Source organism: Thermogemmatispora argillosa, from assembly GCF_059696725.1.
Genome location: NZ_AP019377.1, coordinates 34,439 through 51,912, shown reverse-complemented (window position 1 = coordinate 51,912; position 17,474 = coordinate 34,439). Strand labels below are relative to the sequence as shown.

The 17,474-nt window shown below is 62.6% G+C and carries 13 protein-coding genes; 10 read left to right on the top strand and 3 right to left on the bottom strand.

The window, feature by feature from the left end; genetic code table 11:
• Positions 1-309 precede the first annotated feature (309 nt).
• Complete coding sequence (locus tag AC6H1L_RS00195; RefSeq protein WP_497599535.1) at positions 310-1,014, top strand: HAD family hydrolase; 705 nt, start codon at positions 310-312, stop codon at positions 1,012-1,014.
• Between the two features lie 149 nt (positions 1,015-1,163).
• Here AC6H1L_RS00195 and AC6H1L_RS00190 read toward each other — a convergent pair whose 3' ends face one another.
• Positions 1,164-2,684 (bottom strand): cation diffusion facilitator family transporter, encoded by a 1,521-nt coding sequence (locus AC6H1L_RS00190; RefSeq protein WP_497599534.1) that lies wholly within the window; start codon positions 2,682-2,684, stop codon positions 1,164-1,166.
• Between the two features lie 1,118 nt (positions 2,685-3,802).
• On the opposite strand from AC6H1L_RS00190, the gene argC reads away from it, so the two are divergent.
• From argC to hisI, 9 genes are all read left to right on the top strand, one after another.
• Positions 3,803-4,891, top strand: coding sequence for an N-acetyl-gamma-glutamyl-phosphate reductase (gene argC, locus AC6H1L_RS00185; RefSeq protein ID WP_497599533.1), 1,089 nt, complete (start codon positions 3,803-3,805; stop codon positions 4,889-4,891).
• Between the two features lie 195 nt (positions 4,892-5,086).
• On the top strand, positions 5,087-5,977 hold the full coding sequence (gene argB, locus AC6H1L_RS00180) for an acetylglutamate kinase (RefSeq protein WP_497599532.1): 891 nt from the start codon (positions 5,087-5,089) through the stop codon (positions 5,975-5,977).
• Positions 5,978-6,304: 327 nt separating this feature from the next.
• Positions 6,305-7,855 (top strand): histidine--tRNA ligase, encoded by a 1,551-nt coding sequence (locus AC6H1L_RS00175; RefSeq protein ID WP_497599531.1) that lies wholly within the window; start codon positions 6,305-6,307, stop codon positions 7,853-7,855.
• Positions 7,852-8,943, top strand: coding sequence for an ATP phosphoribosyltransferase (gene hisG, locus AC6H1L_RS00170; protein ID WP_497599530.1), 1,092 nt, complete (start codon positions 7,852-7,854; stop codon positions 8,941-8,943). The genes AC6H1L_RS00175 and hisG overlap by 4 nt, the downstream gene beginning before the upstream one ends.
• Complete coding sequence (locus tag AC6H1L_RS00165; RefSeq protein ID WP_497599529.1) at positions 8,940-11,336, top strand: HAD family hydrolase; 2,397 nt, start codon at positions 8,940-8,942, stop codon at positions 11,334-11,336. Before hisG ends, AC6H1L_RS00165 begins: the two co-directional genes overlap by 4 nt.
• 140 nt (positions 11,337-11,476) lie before the next feature.
• Positions 11,477-12,094 (top strand): imidazole glycerol phosphate synthase subunit HisH, encoded by a 618-nt coding sequence (gene hisH, locus AC6H1L_RS00160; RefSeq protein WP_497599528.1) that lies wholly within the window; start codon positions 11,477-11,479, stop codon positions 12,092-12,094.
• Positions 12,091-12,849, top strand: a complete 759-nt coding sequence (hisA, locus tag AC6H1L_RS00155; protein WP_497599527.1) for a 1-(5-phosphoribosyl)-5-[(5-phosphoribosylamino)methylideneamino]imidazole-4-carboxamide isomerase — start codon at positions 12,091-12,093, stop codon at positions 12,847-12,849. Before hisH ends, hisA begins: the two co-directional genes overlap by 4 nt.
• Positions 12,850-13,074: 225 nt before the next feature.
• On the top strand, positions 13,075-13,875 hold the full coding sequence (hisF, locus tag AC6H1L_RS00150; RefSeq protein ID WP_497599526.1) for an imidazole glycerol phosphate synthase subunit HisF: 801 nt from the start codon (positions 13,075-13,077) through the stop codon (positions 13,873-13,875).
• Positions 13,872-14,888, top strand: coding sequence for a phosphoribosyl-AMP cyclohydrolase (gene hisI / locus AC6H1L_RS00145; protein ID WP_497599525.1), 1,017 nt, complete (start codon positions 13,872-13,874; stop codon positions 14,886-14,888). Before hisF ends, hisI begins: the two co-directional genes overlap by 4 nt.
• 79 nt (positions 14,889-14,967) lie before the next feature.
• Here hisI and AC6H1L_RS00140 read toward each other — a convergent pair whose 3' ends face one another.
• Both AC6H1L_RS00140 and AC6H1L_RS00135 read right to left on the bottom strand, forming a co-directional pair.
• The gene (locus AC6H1L_RS00140; RefSeq protein WP_497599524.1) at positions 14,968-15,960 is read right to left on the bottom strand and encodes an HD domain-containing protein; all 993 of its coding nucleotides are present in this window, start codon (positions 15,958-15,960) and stop codon (positions 14,968-14,970) included.
• 275 nt (positions 15,961-16,235) lie between these two features.
• A complete protein-coding gene (locus AC6H1L_RS00135) occupies positions 16,236-17,465 on the bottom strand; it encodes a mannosyltransferase family protein (protein ID WP_497599523.1) in 1,230 nt (409 codons plus the stop codon).
• Positions 17,466-17,474: the final 9 nt, after the last annotated feature.

The window sequence follows — 17,474 nt, the reverse complement described above, 5'->3', positions numbered from 1 at the left end:
GACACCGGCCCAGCTAGCCGGCTAAACGAGCGAGAGCTGAGCTGAGGAGAGGGAGAGGTTGTATGTGGCGAGTCGGGACAGGAGATCTAGCGGCAGGGTGGAGCAAGCGGACTGCCCGTCTGATATGATATCCTTAAGGCAGAGCTATTGCTCCGGCCTGTCTGGCGTTCCAAGCTCTGGAAAGCGACAGGTCGGCCTCTATGAGCCTTTGCTCTGATCTACCAGTGCTCAGGCTGCGGTTCCCCGCCGGCGAGACCTGGTCTGGTGTCGGCCCTGTCTCGCCCGGGGTCCAGGCCTGCCAAGGAGGACATGATTACTGCGCTGATTTTCGACTTCGACGGCCTCATTCTCGAAACAGAGCTGCCAGAGTTTCTGGCCTGGCAGCAGCTCTATGCCCGCTATGGCCAGCGTTTCGAGCTAGAGGCCTGGCTACCCTATATCGGCATTGGCCCCACCTCTAACCCCTTTGATCCATTGCGCGAGCTAGAGCGCCGTCTGGGGCGCGTTTTCTCTCCTGAAGAGCGTGAAGCGCTGCGGCAAAGCCGGCGGGAATATTGCCGCCAGCTCCTAGAGGGACAAGCGGTCGCGGAGGGAGTGCTAGACTACCTGGAGGCAGCCGAGCGCCTTGGTCTGCGGCTGGGAGTAGCCTCCTCCTCATCGCGGCGCTGGGTAGTCGGGCACCTGGAGCGTCTGGGCCTGCGCTCACGATTTCAGTGTATCTACTGCGGCGACGATGTTCATGTGACCAAGCCCGACCCAGCGGTCTACCTCGCTGTCCTGCGCTGCCTGGGGGTCAGGCCCGAGGAAGCGATTGCCCTCGAAGATTCGCCCAACGGTGTCCGCGCAGCCCGGCGGGCGGGCATCTTCTGCGTAGCCGTCCCCAGCATCCTCACGCGCCACGCCACCTTTGCCGACGATGCCGCGCCCGATCTGCGCCTGGAGAGCTTGAGCGCCCTGCCGCTAGAAGCCCTGCTACAGCAGGTCACAGCCCTGCGCGCCAGCCACCAGCGATGAAGGGAGCGCGCCGGGCCGATGGCTTGATTGATAGTGAACAAGCCTCCTGGGGCCTTGACAGCCCGCAGGAGCCTGGAGACGGCCTGGTAAGAGTGGGGTGATTTGCTTCTCTGCCGGGGAGCAGCCACGCTGTAGCTGAGGCCGGTGGCTCACTCCGGCGGCTCCGTGTGAATGGCGACCGAGCCGAGTCGAGGGTACTCCTGGCGCAGGGCGCGCTGAACTTCCTCGGCTCTGAGATGGGCCTGACTCAGGGGCGTCTCAGGGGCACAGGTAATATGCAGAACAAGATCAAGTTCATCTTCACGTCCGTTCGCGCTCGCCTGGCCTCTAGCTCCCTGCTGCTCCTTACGCGATCCAGGCCCCGTAGCTCCCGCAGAGCACTCCTCGGCCCGGCAGGAACGATAGAGATGGATATCGTGGGCGCTGCCCGGCCCGGCCACCGCATCGGCAAGCTGGCGGATGCGTCGCACCATCTCGGGGTAATCACCGGTGACGTCCTGGCGCCGCTCGATGGTAGCGGGCGGGGCAGCTTCCAGATGCGTAGTGACCCGCTGGAGCTGGGCATTGCCCCGCAGTACCGCCTCTTCCAGGCGCGTAGCTGCCGCATGGGCGCTGGCCAGGTCCATATCGGCCTCCACCTCGATATCGAAATCAGCCTCCAGTTTGCCGCCGACTTCGCGCACGCGAATATCGTGGGCGCGAATCCCTTGCTGCTGGGCCAGGTAGTGGATCTGCTCACGGACTGTCTCTTCGGCGCTGGCTACTGGCTCCAGGTGCACGACGACATCGGTCTCAGCCTGGGGAGCGTGGGCCCGCACGCCAGTGATTGCCGCCTGCTCGACACGCTCGCTGAGGGCATGTGTCTCCTCGAAGGTGAAAGAGCGCGGAGCCGCAACCACCACGTCGGCGAAAATCTTGTTGCCAGCGCGGCGCACCCGTATCCGGCGCAGTTCACTCACTCCTTCGACTTGACGGATGGCCGTCTCAAGATGCTGCAGGAGCTCCTCAGGTGCGCGATCGAGAAGGGCATCGACAGTTTCGCGTGCCAGGCGCAGCGCCACGTAAATCACGATGAGCGAGACGCCGAGGGCAGCGACCGCATCGGCCTGCTTGACCCAGGACGGTAGGTGCCAGATCTCCGCCAGGCGCAGGATCAGCAGGCCCGCAATCACAATGGCAGAGCTCCAGATATCGGTACTGAAGTGGAGGGCATCGGCCTCCAGGGCCTGGCTGCCTAGACGGCGCGCAACGCGCAACAGGGCCCGCGAGCGTGTCACGTCGACAGCAATCGAGATAGCCATCACCAGCAGAGCCAGGATGCTTGCTTCGACATGCCCCTCACTCAGAATCAGGCGACGCAGGGCCTCGTAGATGATCCACAGTGCAGTGACCAGCAGCAGGATGGCCTCGAAGAGTGCCGAGAGGTTCTCGATCTTGGCATGGCCATAGTTATGGGTGGCATCGGCTGGCCGGTCGGCGACCCGCACGGCCAGAAAGGTCAACAGGGCCGCTGCCAGGTCTAAAGCGGAGTGCGCCGCCTCGGCCAAAATGCCCAGGCTGCCGCTGAGCAAACCAGCGACCAGCTTCAAGGCGGTTAGCCCAACCGCCGCCCCCACCGAGGAGAGCGCGACAAGCACCTTCTCCCGATGTGCCTCTCGTGCTGCTAACATGCGCTTCGTTCCTCATCCTTCACTGTCAGTGCTCAAGCAAGATGGATAGGGGTGGACCGTCGGAGCGCTGCACCTGGGTCGGCAGTGAAAGCGACGACCGTTAAGGTCACCGCCCCGCTAACAAGGCCTGCCGGATAGGGGTGGAATGAGTCTGGTCCCCCGGGCTGTCTGCTGACGGCACACCCCCAGTAATATACCTGATGGACGGCTCACCAGGGAAGAGCGGGCAGGAAAGCGTGAAAAACCGCAGCTCGTTCATCCAGTGGTTGACAACGCACGCCACTGCTGCTATCCTTAGAAACAATAACAAGTGCATACAAGTCTGTCCCGCGTTGAGCGAAACTAGTATGAGCCCGACGGCCAACAGCGAGCCGAAGGCTGGTGAGAGTTCGGCAGGGATGCGTCGGCTCAGAACCCGTTCGTGAGCGGCTGGCCGAAGAAAGTCCAGGGTGATAGTGGCTTCCTCCCAAGCCTGGGGGCAGGCCGTGATCGGCTCTGGGCAAGTAGGCCAGGTGGGTGGTTCCCACGCAGCAGTATAACCGGCAAGAGTGGTCACAGCACAGTTCCACACGATGAGGTGAGGAATCTCTGGTGCTGGCATGAGCAGACTGCAGCAGCGGTGGTCGCTACGCCAGGTCGCAGCCTGCGACCCTGATGGCGCTGGGCTGACCACACGAGACTGACTGGGCGGTACGGAGCGGAGGTCGTGGTGATCCTTCCGGGCCGTCGAAGGCCAATAGCATTGCCTTGATGATGCTCAGGCTGGCCAATGGCTGGCTGGGCTGGCTGTATGCGCCAGCCGCCGTTGTCGCCTGAATAGAGCTGCAGGTCGCTGCGCTGCCAGACCGAGGCTGCGCTGCAGGTGGTGACAAGCAGGGTGGTACCGCGGGAGCGTTGCTATCGGCTCTCGTCCCTTCGATGCATGGTGGTCAGGGACGAGGGCGTTTTTATTTGGTCTCTCTCTGACCGGCTGGCTTCGCGGAAGCGGAGGGCTGGCGGGTAGGGTCTGGGTCGTTGCCTCTGGGGCGCTCGGCGCCAGCAGTCAGGCCAGTCGGCCAGCACGTATGCGGCCCTCGTTCCTCGCTACAGCCCAGGAGTTCAGGAGCGTGTTTCTTGCGATGGTGAGCGTTTCAATCGTCAATGTTACCAGCTATACCGGTCTGGAGCTGCTGAGGCTGCTGGCCAATCACCCTCACTTTCGTGTCACTTCGGTGACAGGGCGCAGCGCTGCTGGCCAGCGCCTGGGCCAGGTCTTTCCTCAGTTGTATGCTCTGGCTGGCGGCGCTTGTCAGGAGGCGGCACGCCACCTGGCAGAGGTGCAGATCACAGAGGAGCCAGAGGCGACGGAGCTGGCTTTCGTCTGCCTGCCCCATGCCGCCGCCGCTGAGGCGGTGCAGGTCTTGCTCCAGCGCGGCACGCGAGTAGTGGACCTCTCCGCCGATTTTCGCCTGCGTGATCCTTCCCTCTATCAGGAGTGGTATAAGCATACGCATCCGGCTCCCGCCTTACTGGAGCAGGCTGTTTACGGGCTCTGTGAGCGCTATCGCGAGCGCATCCGCACGACGGCGCTGGTGGCTAATCCCGGCTGCTACGCGACGGCGATCATTCTGGCCCTGCTGCCGGCCCTCTCGGCGGGCCTCGTCAGCCGGGATCTGATTGTCGATGCCAAGTCAGGCGTCAGTGGGGCCGGGCGCGGGCTGCGTCTGGATACGCACTATGCCGAGGCGAATGAGGATCTGAGCGCCTATAGCCTCGGAGGACATCGCCATCTGCCCGAGATCGTGCAAGAGCTGGAAGCTGCGGCCCGGGCCGCTGGCCAGTCCTATGAGCCGGGCCTGCGCTTGACCTTTGTGCCTCACCTGGCCCCTATGACGCGCGGTATTCTGGCCACCTGCTACGCCGAGCTGCGGCCCGTAAGCTCGGGACGCCTGCCAGACAGGGCCGAGATCCAGGCCATCTACCGCGACTACTATGCCGATGAGCCGTTTGTCCACGTCATTGATCAGCCGCCGCATACGAAGTGGACCTATGGAAGCAATCACTGTCTCCTGTATGTGACGCTCGATGAACGCAGCGGGCGGCTGCTGGTGCTTGCCTGTCTGGATAATCTGGTCAAGGGAGCTGCTGGGCAGGCGTTGCAAAACGCCAATTGCATGTTTGGTTTCGATGAGCGCACCGGCTTGCAGGTGGGAGCAGTTTACCCTTGAGGCTCTTGTCTTGCCGAAAGGAAGAAAGTAAGTGAGCGAGTGACGGCGTGGCACGCAGCGCGGCGCAGCCCGCGAGCTGCGCCGGACCGGCTGGTCGGTCAGTGAGGAAGGCGATCCGGGAGGTAGGTATTCGCTGCGCTGCCGGCGCCGGCTGAAGCGTAGGTGACAACGGTCTGACGAGGAGTTAGCAGAGAGATGGCCATTGCCTTTTCAAGAACACCCGACGGGGATATTATCAGCGATCATCATCTCATCGCCGAGGTTTTACGCGAGGCGTTGCCATATATCGATTACCTCAAAGGGAAAATTCTTGTGATAAAATTGGGGGGGAGCACGCTGGAGCATCAGCAGGTGGTCTTGCAAGATATTATTTGGCTTAGTGCCCTTGGCGCCAAGCCGGTCTTGGTGCATGGTGGGGGGCCCTATATCAATGAGTGGCTCCAGCGCTTGCAAATCCCCACGCGCTTTGAGAATGGCCTGCGCGTGACCGACGCCCAGACGCTGGAGGTGGTGCGGATGGTGCTGCTGGGACAGGTCAATCAGGGGCTGGTGCTGATGGCTTCGCAGATGGGTGGCAAGGCGATTGGGCTGTGCGGAACGGATGCCGGCCTGGTGCGCGCGCGCGTTGCAGATGAGCGTTTGGGCTTCGTCGGCGAGGTGGAGGAGGTTGATCCTACGCTGGTGCAGGTACTGGTCGAGCAGGGCTATATTCCGATCATTGCGCCCCTGGGGCAGGGACCAGACGGCACCTGCCTCAATATCAATGCTGATGTCGTGGCCGCCCATCTGGCAGGTGCCCTCAATGCCGAGAAGCTGATCTTCTTGAGTAATGTGGTGGGGATTTGTCGCCCCGACGGCAGCCTCATTTCGGAGCTGACGGAGGAGGAGGCGCTGCGCTTGATCGATGAGGGGGTGATCCAGGGTGGGATGATCCCCAAAGTTGCAGCTTGCCTGGATGCTTTGCGCTCTGTTCCCCGCGTGCATATTGTCGATGGTCGTGAGCCTCATGTCTTGCTGCGCGAGCTGTTCACGGATAAAGGGGCTGGCACAATGATTGTGCGGGGAACACGCCAGCCATCGGCTTAGTCCGGCTGGCCTCTTCCTCCCTGGTCAGGCGAGCAAGCTTCCAGGGCAGCGTCATGCCGAGCGCGGCCAGCCCTGGTTCGAGGTGAGACGGCTGGTTGCTCGTGAGGCTGCCTTGCCTTCTGGGTGCGCAGGACAGGACGGCCCTGGCCAGCGCACCTCTCTCTGGTATCTCTCTTGGCTGCCCGGGGAGAGAAGGGTTGCTCGTTCGCTCGCTCTCCCGGCTGCGGCTCAGCCTGGTCCGGCGGCTGGTTACTTCATGGCCAGCGTGGCCCGGGTTGGCGAAGGTGGAGCAGGTAAGACTCTACTGGGGGAACAAAAGTTTGTCTTATGAAGAAGCATATTGAGCGCCTGCGCGGTATGCGCGATGTCCTGCCCGATACCTACCGTCGGCAGTTGCAGGTAGTGCAGCGCGTGCGTGCTCTTTTGGAGAAGGCTGGCTACGAGCCGGTGGATACGCCCGTGCTGGAGCGCAGCGATCTTTTCCAGGCCAGCTTCGGTCAGGAGGCCTGGCAGAATCTCTACGCGTTTCAGCTACACCAACGTGAATTGTGCCTGAGACCGGAATATACCGCTTCAATCTGCCGTCTCTATTTGGAACAATATCAACAGCATTCCCTTCCTCTGCGTTTTCAGTACGTTGGCCCTGTATTTCGCTACGAGGCGCCGGGACGCGGGCGCTATCGCCAGCACACGCAGCTTGGGGTCGAACTCTTCGGCGGTCAGCCGCTACGTGCCGATGGCGAGATCGTGCAGCTCGCCTGCGATATCTTGCATGAGCTGGGCATCGCTCGTTATCGCCTGGAGCTGGGCCACGTCGGGGTCGCGAGTGGCTTCATTGAACGCTTGCATCTGGATACTCAAACCGCTCGCCTGCTGCTAAGCCTCATGGAGCAGATCAGTCGTTCGCCCGAAGGAGAGCAGGCGGCGCGGGCTCGTCTGGAGGCGCTCTATCCCGAGCAAGCGACTCAGGCATCGCTGCCAGTCTCTGGGGGAGCAGAGGCAGCGAGCCGAGCGGATCAGTGGCGACGTCTGGTCAGCGCTGACGGCCCCAATCACCTGGTGGCAGCGCTCCTGAACAGTGTGAGCCTGCCATTTGGCGATGAGGATAGCCGGCGCGAGATTGTTGAGCGCTTTCTGTGGAAGGTGGGGCGCAGTGAGCAGCGCGCGCAGGTTTTCAGCGCGCTTGAGTTTCTGCGCAAGTTGCGGGCGCTAGCTGGTTCGCCCCCCGAGGTCTTTCAGGAGCTGCGCCAGTTGCTCCAGGGCTATCAGCTAGATGCCACACCCCTGGAGGAGCTGGAGCGGCTGGTGACGACGCTGATGGAGGTGGCGGGTGTCGATCGCCGGCAGATTACGCTGAATCTGGCCCTGGGGCGCGGGGTGAGTTACTACACGGGCCTGCTCTTCGAGATCCACGCCAGCGATGAGGAGGGCGTCGATCTGCAGCTTTGCGGCGGGGGGCGCTATGACCACCTTATTCAAGCCGTGGGAGGGACGCACGAGGTACGGGCCTGTGGCTTTGCCTTCGGCCTGGAGCGCCTCTTGCCGTTGATCCCTGCCAGCCAGTGGCAGGCGGCTCCCCAGCGCGTACGCGCCCTGGTGATCCCAGTCGGGAAGCAAGACCTGGTCTATGCCAGCCGCGTGGCGCGCCAGGCTCGGCATGAGTGTGAGATCATTGTGGAGCTGGATGTCAATTCTCAGCGGGTGAGCAATGCCCTGCGGCAGGCCTCGCGGCGTGGTTTCCAGCTCGCCTTGATCGTCGGGGAGGAGGAGCGTCAGGCCAATACGGTCAAGTTGCACGATCTGGCCTCGGGTGCAGAGCGAACGGTGGCTTGCCGCGACCTGGCCGCGGCCTTGCGGGAAGGAGGCTATAGCCTATGAGTGAGCCGCGAGCGGCCCCAGGTTCCGAGCCTGCTCAGCTTCGCCTGGCCTTACCTGGCAAAGGAACGCTGGAAGGAGCTACCCTGACTTTCCTGGCCGAATGCGGTTTGAAGGTGCAGCGCAGCAATCCGCGTCAGTACCTGGCTCGCATCAGCAGCCTGCCTGAGCTGGAGGTAGTTTTCCAGCGCGCCGCCGACATTCCAGCGCTGGTGCGCGACGGCGATGCCATCCTGGGCATCACAGGCTATGATCTTCTGGCCGAGTTTCGCGGTCTTGCTGAGGAGCCAGACGAGGATGAGGAAAATGATGATAATCTGATGGTTCTGGAGCGCGATCTTGGCTACGGCTCCTGCCGCCTGGTGGTGGCCGTTCCTGAGACCTGGATCGATGTCAATACCTGTGCGGACCTCTGGCATCTGGCTGGCTATTACCAGAGGCACAAAGGGCGCGGGTTGCGCATTGCGACCAAGTATCCGACGCTGACACGACATTTCTTGCGCCGCCACGGTATTTCTCACTGTCGCATCGTGACCCCTCACGGGGCCTTGGAGGCAGCGCCACTGACTGGGGTGGCGGATCTGATCGTCGATCTCACAGAGACGGGCACGACCCTGCGTGAGAATCACTTGAAATTGCTTGAGGATGGCGTGGTCCTGCGTTCTCAGGCGTGTCTGATAGGCAACGTCCGCCTGTTGAGCCAGCTTCCCCAGGCGCAGCGCGTGGCCCGCGTGCTCCTGGAGTTGCTGAATGCTCGCCTGCAGGCACGCAATCGGGTCCTGCTGACGGCCTATGTGCCAGGCAGCGGCGAAGAAGTGCGTTCGCTGTTGAGTATGCATTTGAAGCGGTTGGTGCCAGGCTTTGAATATCATATCGGGAGCTCAGAGTCGACCGATGATCCCCAGGCCCAGCGTTGCCGGGTCTCGGGAGTGCTGCAAATGGGGGAAGCGGTGGCGGATCTGGTCGAGATCATTACGGCTTTGCGCAGTGTGGGCGCCGAGCATATCGATGTGACGCCCCTGGCGTATCGCTTTGGTCAGGAGCCGGCCAGCCTGCGACTGCTGAGCGAGAGGACGGCGCGACGACAGTGAAGACGCTGATAGTCTTTGATCTTGATGGAGTCATTACGAGTGAAGACGCCTATTGGGATGCGGCGGGTCTGACGCTGCATGAGCTGCTCTTTAGCCCTCGCTACTGGAATGTGACGGGTCAAAGCGGCTATGAACCGGTCAGCGGAGCCGAGGAGAGCCGTCGTCTGAGCCGGGCCACGCTCCCAGAGGAGGAGATTCTGCTCTATAAGGCGCTGGCGATCAACTCGAACTGGGATACATGTTACGCCGCGGTCTGCTGGCGCCTGATCGCTCTGCTAGAGCAGGTGCTGCCCAGTGCGCGGGAGTTGCTGCTGCCGTTGCGACCCTGGGAGGAGGAATGGCTGACTCGTCTGCGCAGCGCACTGGCTGCCCGGCGCGCGGCCCTGCAGCCGCAGCTTGCGACGCTCCTGGTCGCAGGGCCGCCCTTTGCCGAGGCGCCTTTCGCGGAAGCGGTGGGACTGGATTTATTGAATCGCTACGATGCCTACGCCAGCGCCAGGCTGGGCCTGCAGATTGAGGGGGTCTTTTCCCGGCTCAGTCCTTTCTGGGACTTCTGCCGCGCTCTCTTCCAGGAGTGGTACCTTGGCGAGGAACTCTATAGCCGCACCTATGGGCATCCTCCGCGCCAGGCTGGTAAGCCCGGCTGCATCCATTTTGAGCGCCCTCTGTTGCCGCCCGAGGCACTCAGGGAGACGCTTGATGCCTTGCGGGCAGCGGGGTATGTGTTGGGCCTGGCGACTGGCCGCTCTTATCAGGAGGCGGTGCTGCCGTTACAAGCCTATGATCTGTTGTCGCGCTTCGATCCAGGACATCTGTGTACCTATGATGCGGTCGAGGCGGCGGAGGCTGAGCTGCGGCGCGCAGGCGATCGGACGCTGCTGAGCAAGCCGCACCCATTCCAGTTTCTCTATGCCCTGGATCGGCGCGGCCCCCAGGCCAGTGAGCTGGCCCGCAGCCGGCCACCATTCATTGTCGTCGGCGATTCATCGGGCGATATGTTGGGCGGGCGGGCCGCTGGTGCCTTGACAGTGGCTACGTTGAGCGGTGCGCGCAGCGAGGAAGCCCGCAGGCGCTTGCTGGCCTGCGCTCCAGACTTTGTGATCGAGGATGTGCGGCGGCTGCCGTCCCTGCTGACTGAGGTGGAGCGTCTGGAGACCATCCAGCGTCTGCAGTTTGAAGATCGCGCCAAAGCTGAGCGCCTGCTACGCTTGTGGTTCGCCCATCAGCTCGATGTCCTGACTGAGCAGGTGACGCTGACGCCCCGGCCCGTCTCCCTGAATTCATTTAATGGCACCTACGAGCGGGATGGGGAGCGCTACTTTTTCAAGACCCACGTAGAGGAGCAGAGCGCCCTCTCCGAGTATTACCATGCCGAGCTGTTGCATGAAGCGGGCTACAATATGGTGCTGCCCTTGCACGTCGTTCGCCAGGAAGGGCGCCAGATGGTCATCTATCCCCTGGTAGAGTGGCCTGTGATGTTCGACCTGATGCGGGCCGCCGAGACGGGAGCGCCCTGCCCGGTGCCGGCAGAAACGCTGGTGGCCGCTGAGCGTCGAGCTTGTCAGCGCTTGCTGGAGATCTACCGCACGACGGGGCGCCTCAGCGATGCGGATGAGCATGCTACGGCGCCGGTCCATCAGCTCTTCTGGCATCGGCTCACTGGCGGACGTCTGACGAGCTTCTACCGGGGGCAGTCTATCCCTCTGCCGGCGCCTGCCGGCGCCGGGGTCGGCCAAAGCGAGATTCGCTTTGACGATCTGCTCAGATGCCGCTGGGTCGTCAATGGGGAGCCACAACCGCGCACATTGGGCCAATTACTGGAGGAGGCTCAGGAGCGACTCCATCCGCGGCAGGCTGCTCTGACCATCATTGGCCACGGTGATGCCCACTTCGGCAACGTCTTTCTGGAGCATGAGCGCGACTATCTCTATTTCGATCCGGCCTTTGCGGGCCGGCACGCGGCGCTCCTGGATATCGTCAAGCCGCTTTACCACAATGTCTTTGCCAGTTGGATGTACTTCCCACAGGAGACGGCCCAGACATTGACGCTACGGGTAACGCTCCACCGTGGGGTCGGCGGGGCCTGGCTGGAGGTCACACATACCTATCAGCCGGCTCCTATCCGGCAGGCAATCTTGGCAACCAAGCTGCAAAACTTGCTGCGTCCGCTGCTCTCCTGGCTCAAGGAGGAAAGGGCCTTGCCTGCCGACTGGGAGCGCCTGCTTGCGTTGGCCTTGCTCTGCTGCCCCCTGCTGACGATCAATCTGCTTGACCGTGGACGCATTCCAGTGGCCATCTGTTGGCTGGGGTTGACCCAGGCCGTGACGCTTGGCAACGCCGGCCTACAGCCCTGGCAGGGGCTGCTGGAGCGCCCAGCGGAAGAGGCGTTCTGAGTCCGCTCGGCCGGAAGCACAAGGCTACCGTAACCCGGTCAGGTTGTCCGGCCTGGGCCGTGGTAGCGGGTAGGTGGGGAGTGGGACGGCTCTGCTTGATGACAGGCCAGCTTGAGGAGAAGAAAGCGAGAGCGACGACTATGATCGCGATTATTGACTACGGCGCCGGCAATTTACGCAGTATTCAGAAGGCACTGGAGCACGTTGGGGCCCAAGCGACGGTGACCGCGGACCCAGGCCTTGTCTCCCGCGCGCGGGCGATTGTGCTGCCGGGCGTCGGCTCTGGCGGGGCTGCCATGCAGCGCCTGAAGGCGACCGGTCTCGATGAGGCCATTCGCGAAGCCACGGCCCGCGGGCGTCCCTTCCTGGGCATCTGCCTGGGCATGCAGCTACTAGCCGAGCATCATGCCGAAGGCGAAGTCGAGGGCCTGCAGCTCTTCCCCGGCGAGGTCCGGCGCATTCCCCAGGGTCCGAAGATTCCGCACATGGGCTGGAACCAGGTTCAGCCACTTCGCCCGGAGCTACCTATATTTAAAGGAATACCTGCCGGGGCCTTCTTCTATTTCGCCCATTCCTACTACGTCGAGCCGCGCGATCCCGCCGGAGTAGCTGCTGTCACAGACTATGGCACGCCCTATTGTAGTGTGATTGTCAGTGACCATCTCTGGGGAACACAGTTCCATCCTGAGAAGAGCGGGGCGATGGGACTACGTCTGTTGGCGAACTTTGTGCACTGGGTGGAGGAGCGGGTCCCATGATCATCCTGCCTGCCATCGACCTGCGCGAGGGACGCTGCGTACGTCTCTACCAGGGTGACTATCGTCAGGCAACGGTCTATAGCCACGACCCGGTCGCGGTCGCCCTGCGTTGGCAGGAAGCGGGGGCCCGCTGGCTGCACCTGGTCGATCTGGATGGTGCCGCCCAGGGTCAGCCGGTCAATCTAGACGCGGTCGAGCGCATTCGGGCGGCCACGAGGCTGCAGATTGAGCTAGGGGGCGGCCTGCGCGATCTGGCCAGCATCGAGCGGGTGCTGGCTCTCGGGATCGAGCGCGTGGTGTTGGGAACCAGCGCCGTGCGCCAGCCAGCTTTGCTCGAAGAGGCTGTCAGGCGCTGGGGCGAGCGGATTGCGGTCGGCCTGGATGCCCGCGATGGACTGATAGCGGTGGCCGGCTGGCAGCAGACAGAGCCTCTTCGCGCTCTCGACCTGGCCGCCCAGCTCTGTGCGCTGGGCGTAGCACGCTTTATCTACACCGATATTGCGCGCGATGGCACGCTGAGCGGGCCAAATCTAGAGGCCCTGCAGACTATGCTCCGAGTGGTGAGGCAGGTTCAACCGCCGCGCGCCTTGATCGCTTCCGGCGGAGTGCGCGCGCTAGAAGATATCCGGGCCCTGGCGCGCCTGGGGGTCGAGGGAGTCATTATCGGGAAGGCTCTCTATACGGGAGATGTGGACCTGGCAGCAGCCCTGGCCTGCGCTGCCGCCTGTGAGCCGTCGACAGAAGATGCTGGCTGACAGCGGAGAAGCTGACGAGGAGAAGAGGACGAGGACAGAGACTGGCCCGGGTCCTGCTCTGGTCAAACTCTGGCGCAGCCCGCCGGTACGCACGGGAAGGGCGGAAGGAAGGAAGGTCGCTGCAGAGTGGAGCGGGACAACGGTGCAGACTGCTACGGCTATGCGACGGCCTGGAGCCGAGCCGAGCCGAGCCGAGCAGCAGAGAGGTATCAGGAAGGGGCAGCAATGTTAACGAAACGGATCATTCCCTGCCTGGATGTGGCCGCCGGGCGCGTCGTCAAAGGGGTGAATTTCCTCAACCTGCGCGATGCCGGCGATCCAGTCGAGCTGGCAGCTTTCTATAACGCTGAGGGAGCTGATGAGCTGGTCTTTCTCGATATTACGGCCTCCTATGAGCAGCGCAAGACCATGCTGGATGTGGTCGCCCGGACTGCCGAACAGGTCTTTATCCCGGTCACGGTCGGTGGCGGCATTCGCAGCGTTGAGGACATGCGGGCCACGCTCGGGGCCGGCGCTGATAAGACTTCGGTGAATACAGCAGCGGTGCAACAGCCCGAGCTGCTGCGTGCAGGGGCCGAGCAATTTGGCTCCCAATGTATCGTACTCGCCATTGACGCCCGCAGCAATCCCGCCATGCCGAGTGGCTACGAGGTCTACATTCACGGAGGCCGCACTCCGACGGGCCTGGATGCCGTTGACTGGGCCTGCCGCGGTGTCGAGCTGGGGGCCGGCGAGATCCTGCTGACCAGTATGGACCGCGACGGGACGCAGCAAGGCTACGACCTCACGCTGACGGCCCGCATCGCGCAAGCGGTGCATGTACCCGTGATCGCTTCGGGGGGCGTCGGGACTTTGGAGCATCTCTATGAGGGACTGACAAAGGGAGGTGCCGATGCAGTGCTCGCGGCCTCCATTTTCCACTTTGGCCAGTATCGCATCGCCGACGCCAAGCGCTACCTGCGTGAGCGGGGGGTGGCCGTGCGCTGGGACGAGGCAGAGATAGGCGGGGGAGGACAGACGTCATGACGCTGAAATTTGACCGTCAGGGACTGATTCCGGCTGTGATCCAGGATGATGAGAGCAATGAGGTGCTGATGGTCGCCTTTATGAATGAGGAGGCCCTGCGCCTCACGCGAGAAACCGGCTATACTCACTTCTACAGCCGCTCGCGCCAGGCCATCTGGCGCAAAGGCGAGCAGTCCGGGCATGCTCAGCAGGTACGCGCCATCTTTGTCAACTGCGAGGAAAATAGCCTGCTGATCCGCGTAGTTCAGCAAGGCGGGGCTGCCTGCCATGAGGGCTATCGTAGCTGCTACTATCGGCGCCTGCTGCCCGATGACCGCTATGAGCTGGTGGCCAGGCGTGTCTTCGATCCGGCGGAGGTCTATGGTCATCCTGGCCACCAACTCAGCGCCGGCGAGATCCCCGCGCCCAAGTCGGCCACCCCGGCACAGCCGCCACTGCCAGAGAAGAGGCCTGCGGCTCAGGCAGGGAACGAGGAGATCGCAGACGAGGCCCTCAGCGGGCACCTGGAGACGCTGCTCCGCCAGCTCTACACGGCCTACCTCTATCTGCGCGACCATGATTTGAGTGAGCAGTCCCATACCTCACGCCTGTTGCAGGAGCGCAATCCAGCTTACCTGCTCGGACGGCTGGCCGATGAGCTGCAGGAGCTGGCTGGCGTGCTGCAGGGGACGCATCGCCATCAGAATCTCCAGGCCGATATCGTCTTAGAGGGCAGCCAGGTCGGCTATTGGTTGCTGCTGCTGGCCGCCACTCACCAAGTGCGGTACGAGGACTTCCAGCCTCATCAAGCTCTGCTGGCGGGCTACTGGGCCGCCGTCGGCGAAGAGCAGGCGGTTGAGCAGCAGCAGGCCTGTCTCAGTGCCCTCGCTAGCGCTGAGCGCGCCCACCTCATCGAGGGCCTGAACCTGGGTTTCGCTCTCGTCGGCAGAGCCTGCGCCTTGGCCGGACTTAGCCCTCTGGAGCCTGCGCGCTACGACCTGGAGCAGATGCGCCGCAAAGGTCTGGTCCCCTAAGCCCCGCCTTAACAGCAGAAGCGAGGCCGCCCTTCGACAGACAAGAGTCATCCCTGACTGCCGCTGAGCTGTTCGCTGCTCAGCGGCACAGGCGTAGATAGCTGCCACGTCTGGCCTTGTGTAACACCGTCCGCTGTAGCGCGGCCAGCTCCGCATCGAGCGCTGAGCAGCGGACCAGGCTCCCATCTTCCAAGAGCACCAGGGGATCAACCATACGCGGCTTAACGCGGGCATAGACATCAAAAGGCTGGTCAGCAGCGACCTCTCTCACCTCTAGTCCAGGCTGAAGCAGGCTCAGGCAGCGTTCAATCTCCGGGTGAGCCGCGCGACGGAGTCGGGCCAGCAGCTCCGCATCCTCTAGAAACAGCTCCTCCTCCCGCAGCAAGCCCCCATCCAAAGCCAGGCGCAACGCTCGCGCTAGCTGGTAGTCAGCGAACATCTCCACCGGGTGCATAAACAGCTCCGTCACCAGGTGTACATACTGATGAACAAACCAGCGCGCCGCATCCAGACCGGCCACCACAATGCGCCCCTCCCGTACACGGAGCGCCTGCAGAAAGGTCGCGACATCAAGCCATTGAAGATAGCCTGCATGCCACAGATCACGCAGCGTATAGTCGACGCGATCAGCGCACAGATCAGGAGCAGGTTGCTCTAGCAACGACCAGCGGTCAAAAGCCAGAATCTGCTCCAGATTGATCCCCGAGGAGCGCAGCAACGCGGGTAGATCCGAGCGCTCAATCACCTGCCGCAGGTGCCGCTCATGATAGTCCTCATCGTAGCAGGAGAACAGATAGTCGGCCACATGAGAGAAAGCTGTATGCGAGACATCGTGTAGCAGGCCTGCTAACTGCTCTTCCAGCCCCCCACCGAGCCGGCGAATCAAAAGCATCACCCCTAACGAGTGCTCGTAGCGCGTCGTATCGCGCCCCGAGCGCACCAGATAAGAGGCGCCGGCCTGATGCACGCCTTTCAAGCGCTGCAGCGGTGCCGAGTGCAGCACCGCAATCAGCACGGGATCACTCAGCCGCTGCTCACCCCACAGAGGATCACGGATCAGCTCTTCTGCCACTCTCTGGTTGCTCCTTCTGCGCGTGCCCTGTTCTTGTCGCTTGCTTGTTTAGACCTGATCCTCACCACACCTCCGCTCCGCTCTCTCTTCATCGTTGCCCCCCCTCCCTGCCTGCTCTCCCACCAGCCTTCTACGAGCGGAGAAGCTGGTAAGGAGAGCAGGGGTATTGTACACTATAGCACCTCGTGACTCGCTTGGCCAGGCCAGCAAGGGTCAAGTCTGATCGACTTCGCCAACAGCGACGCAGCGCGCCCTCCTGGCCAGACCAGGCAGCGTCAGGCGACCCAATAGTGTAAAGTAAAGAGCAAAGCGTTGAAGGCGAAGAGCGGCGCGCAGAATCCCCCGTAGACCAGGTCGAGGCCAGGAAAGCGCTTACTCCAGCGCGCCATAATCAGAAAAAGAGGAAAGGCCACCATCAGATAGCGCGGCTGTGAGGCCAGCGTTTCACCCGAGGTGAGCGGGAAAGAGAGAGCAAAGAGCACCACTGCCAGTGAGAAGAAACGGTATGCCGCAGGAAGCTGGCGCCAGCCGGCAGCCAACACGCCTAACGGCAGCAGCGTGAAGAGAAGATCCATGAGATTGCGAGCTGCCATCTCAGTATGCAGCGGACCGCCCAGCACAGCCCCCAGCGCCGGGCCGAAAGCCATCCACGGCAATGCAAACTGCCGTCCCCAGACGGTGCGCTCCATACGACTGTAGACAAAGGGATCACCAAAGCGCCAACCCAAGTAGAGCATATAGGCTGCCACTCCTGCCGGAATCAGGAGCGCCGGCAAAGCAGCTAACCAGCGCCGCAGCCAGAGGCGCCAGGGTCGAGCCTGACCCGGAGCCGCTCCCCCGGCTGCCGCCGCTGGCAGCGGGGCGCGCCAGAAGCGCTCAACATAGAAGCACAAGAAAGGGATCACCAGCACGATGGCGGTCGAGCGCGTCAAGGCCGCAGCGCAGCCCAATAAGCCGGCCAGCCACCAGCGCCAGAGCGCAGTACCCTGCAACAACCAAAAGAGCGCCAGAGTGAGGAACAGGAAAAGCGACTCACTGTAGCCAGCGAAGAAAAAGATAGCGTAGGCATAGAATGCCAGGTACCAAAGCACCTTGCGAGCCTGGGCTGGGTCGCAATCCAGGCTCTCCCTGGCCAAGATATAGAGCAGAACGAGCGCCCCAAAGAAGAAGAGATTCGAAAGCAGCAACTCGGACAGGAGAAACGAGAGGGGGAAATGGTTTCCGAGAGCGGCGGCCCCGAGGCGGATCAGCCAGGGCCACAGCGGGAAAAAGGCCACATCGGCGAGAGAGCGATAGCCCACATGCGCGATGCGTCCGAAAGCCTCAGCATCCCAGCGATACCAGCCGAGCAGACAGAAGCGCAGCCCACTCTGTACGCAAGGAATAGAGGCCATATTTTTGGGGCGGAGCAGGACCCCGCCGACATAGGTAATCAGGAGCAGAAAGAGGCGGCTGAGTCCAAAGACCCAAGCCGCCTCTTTCCACGCAGATCGCAGCGTACCCATCGCAGTATT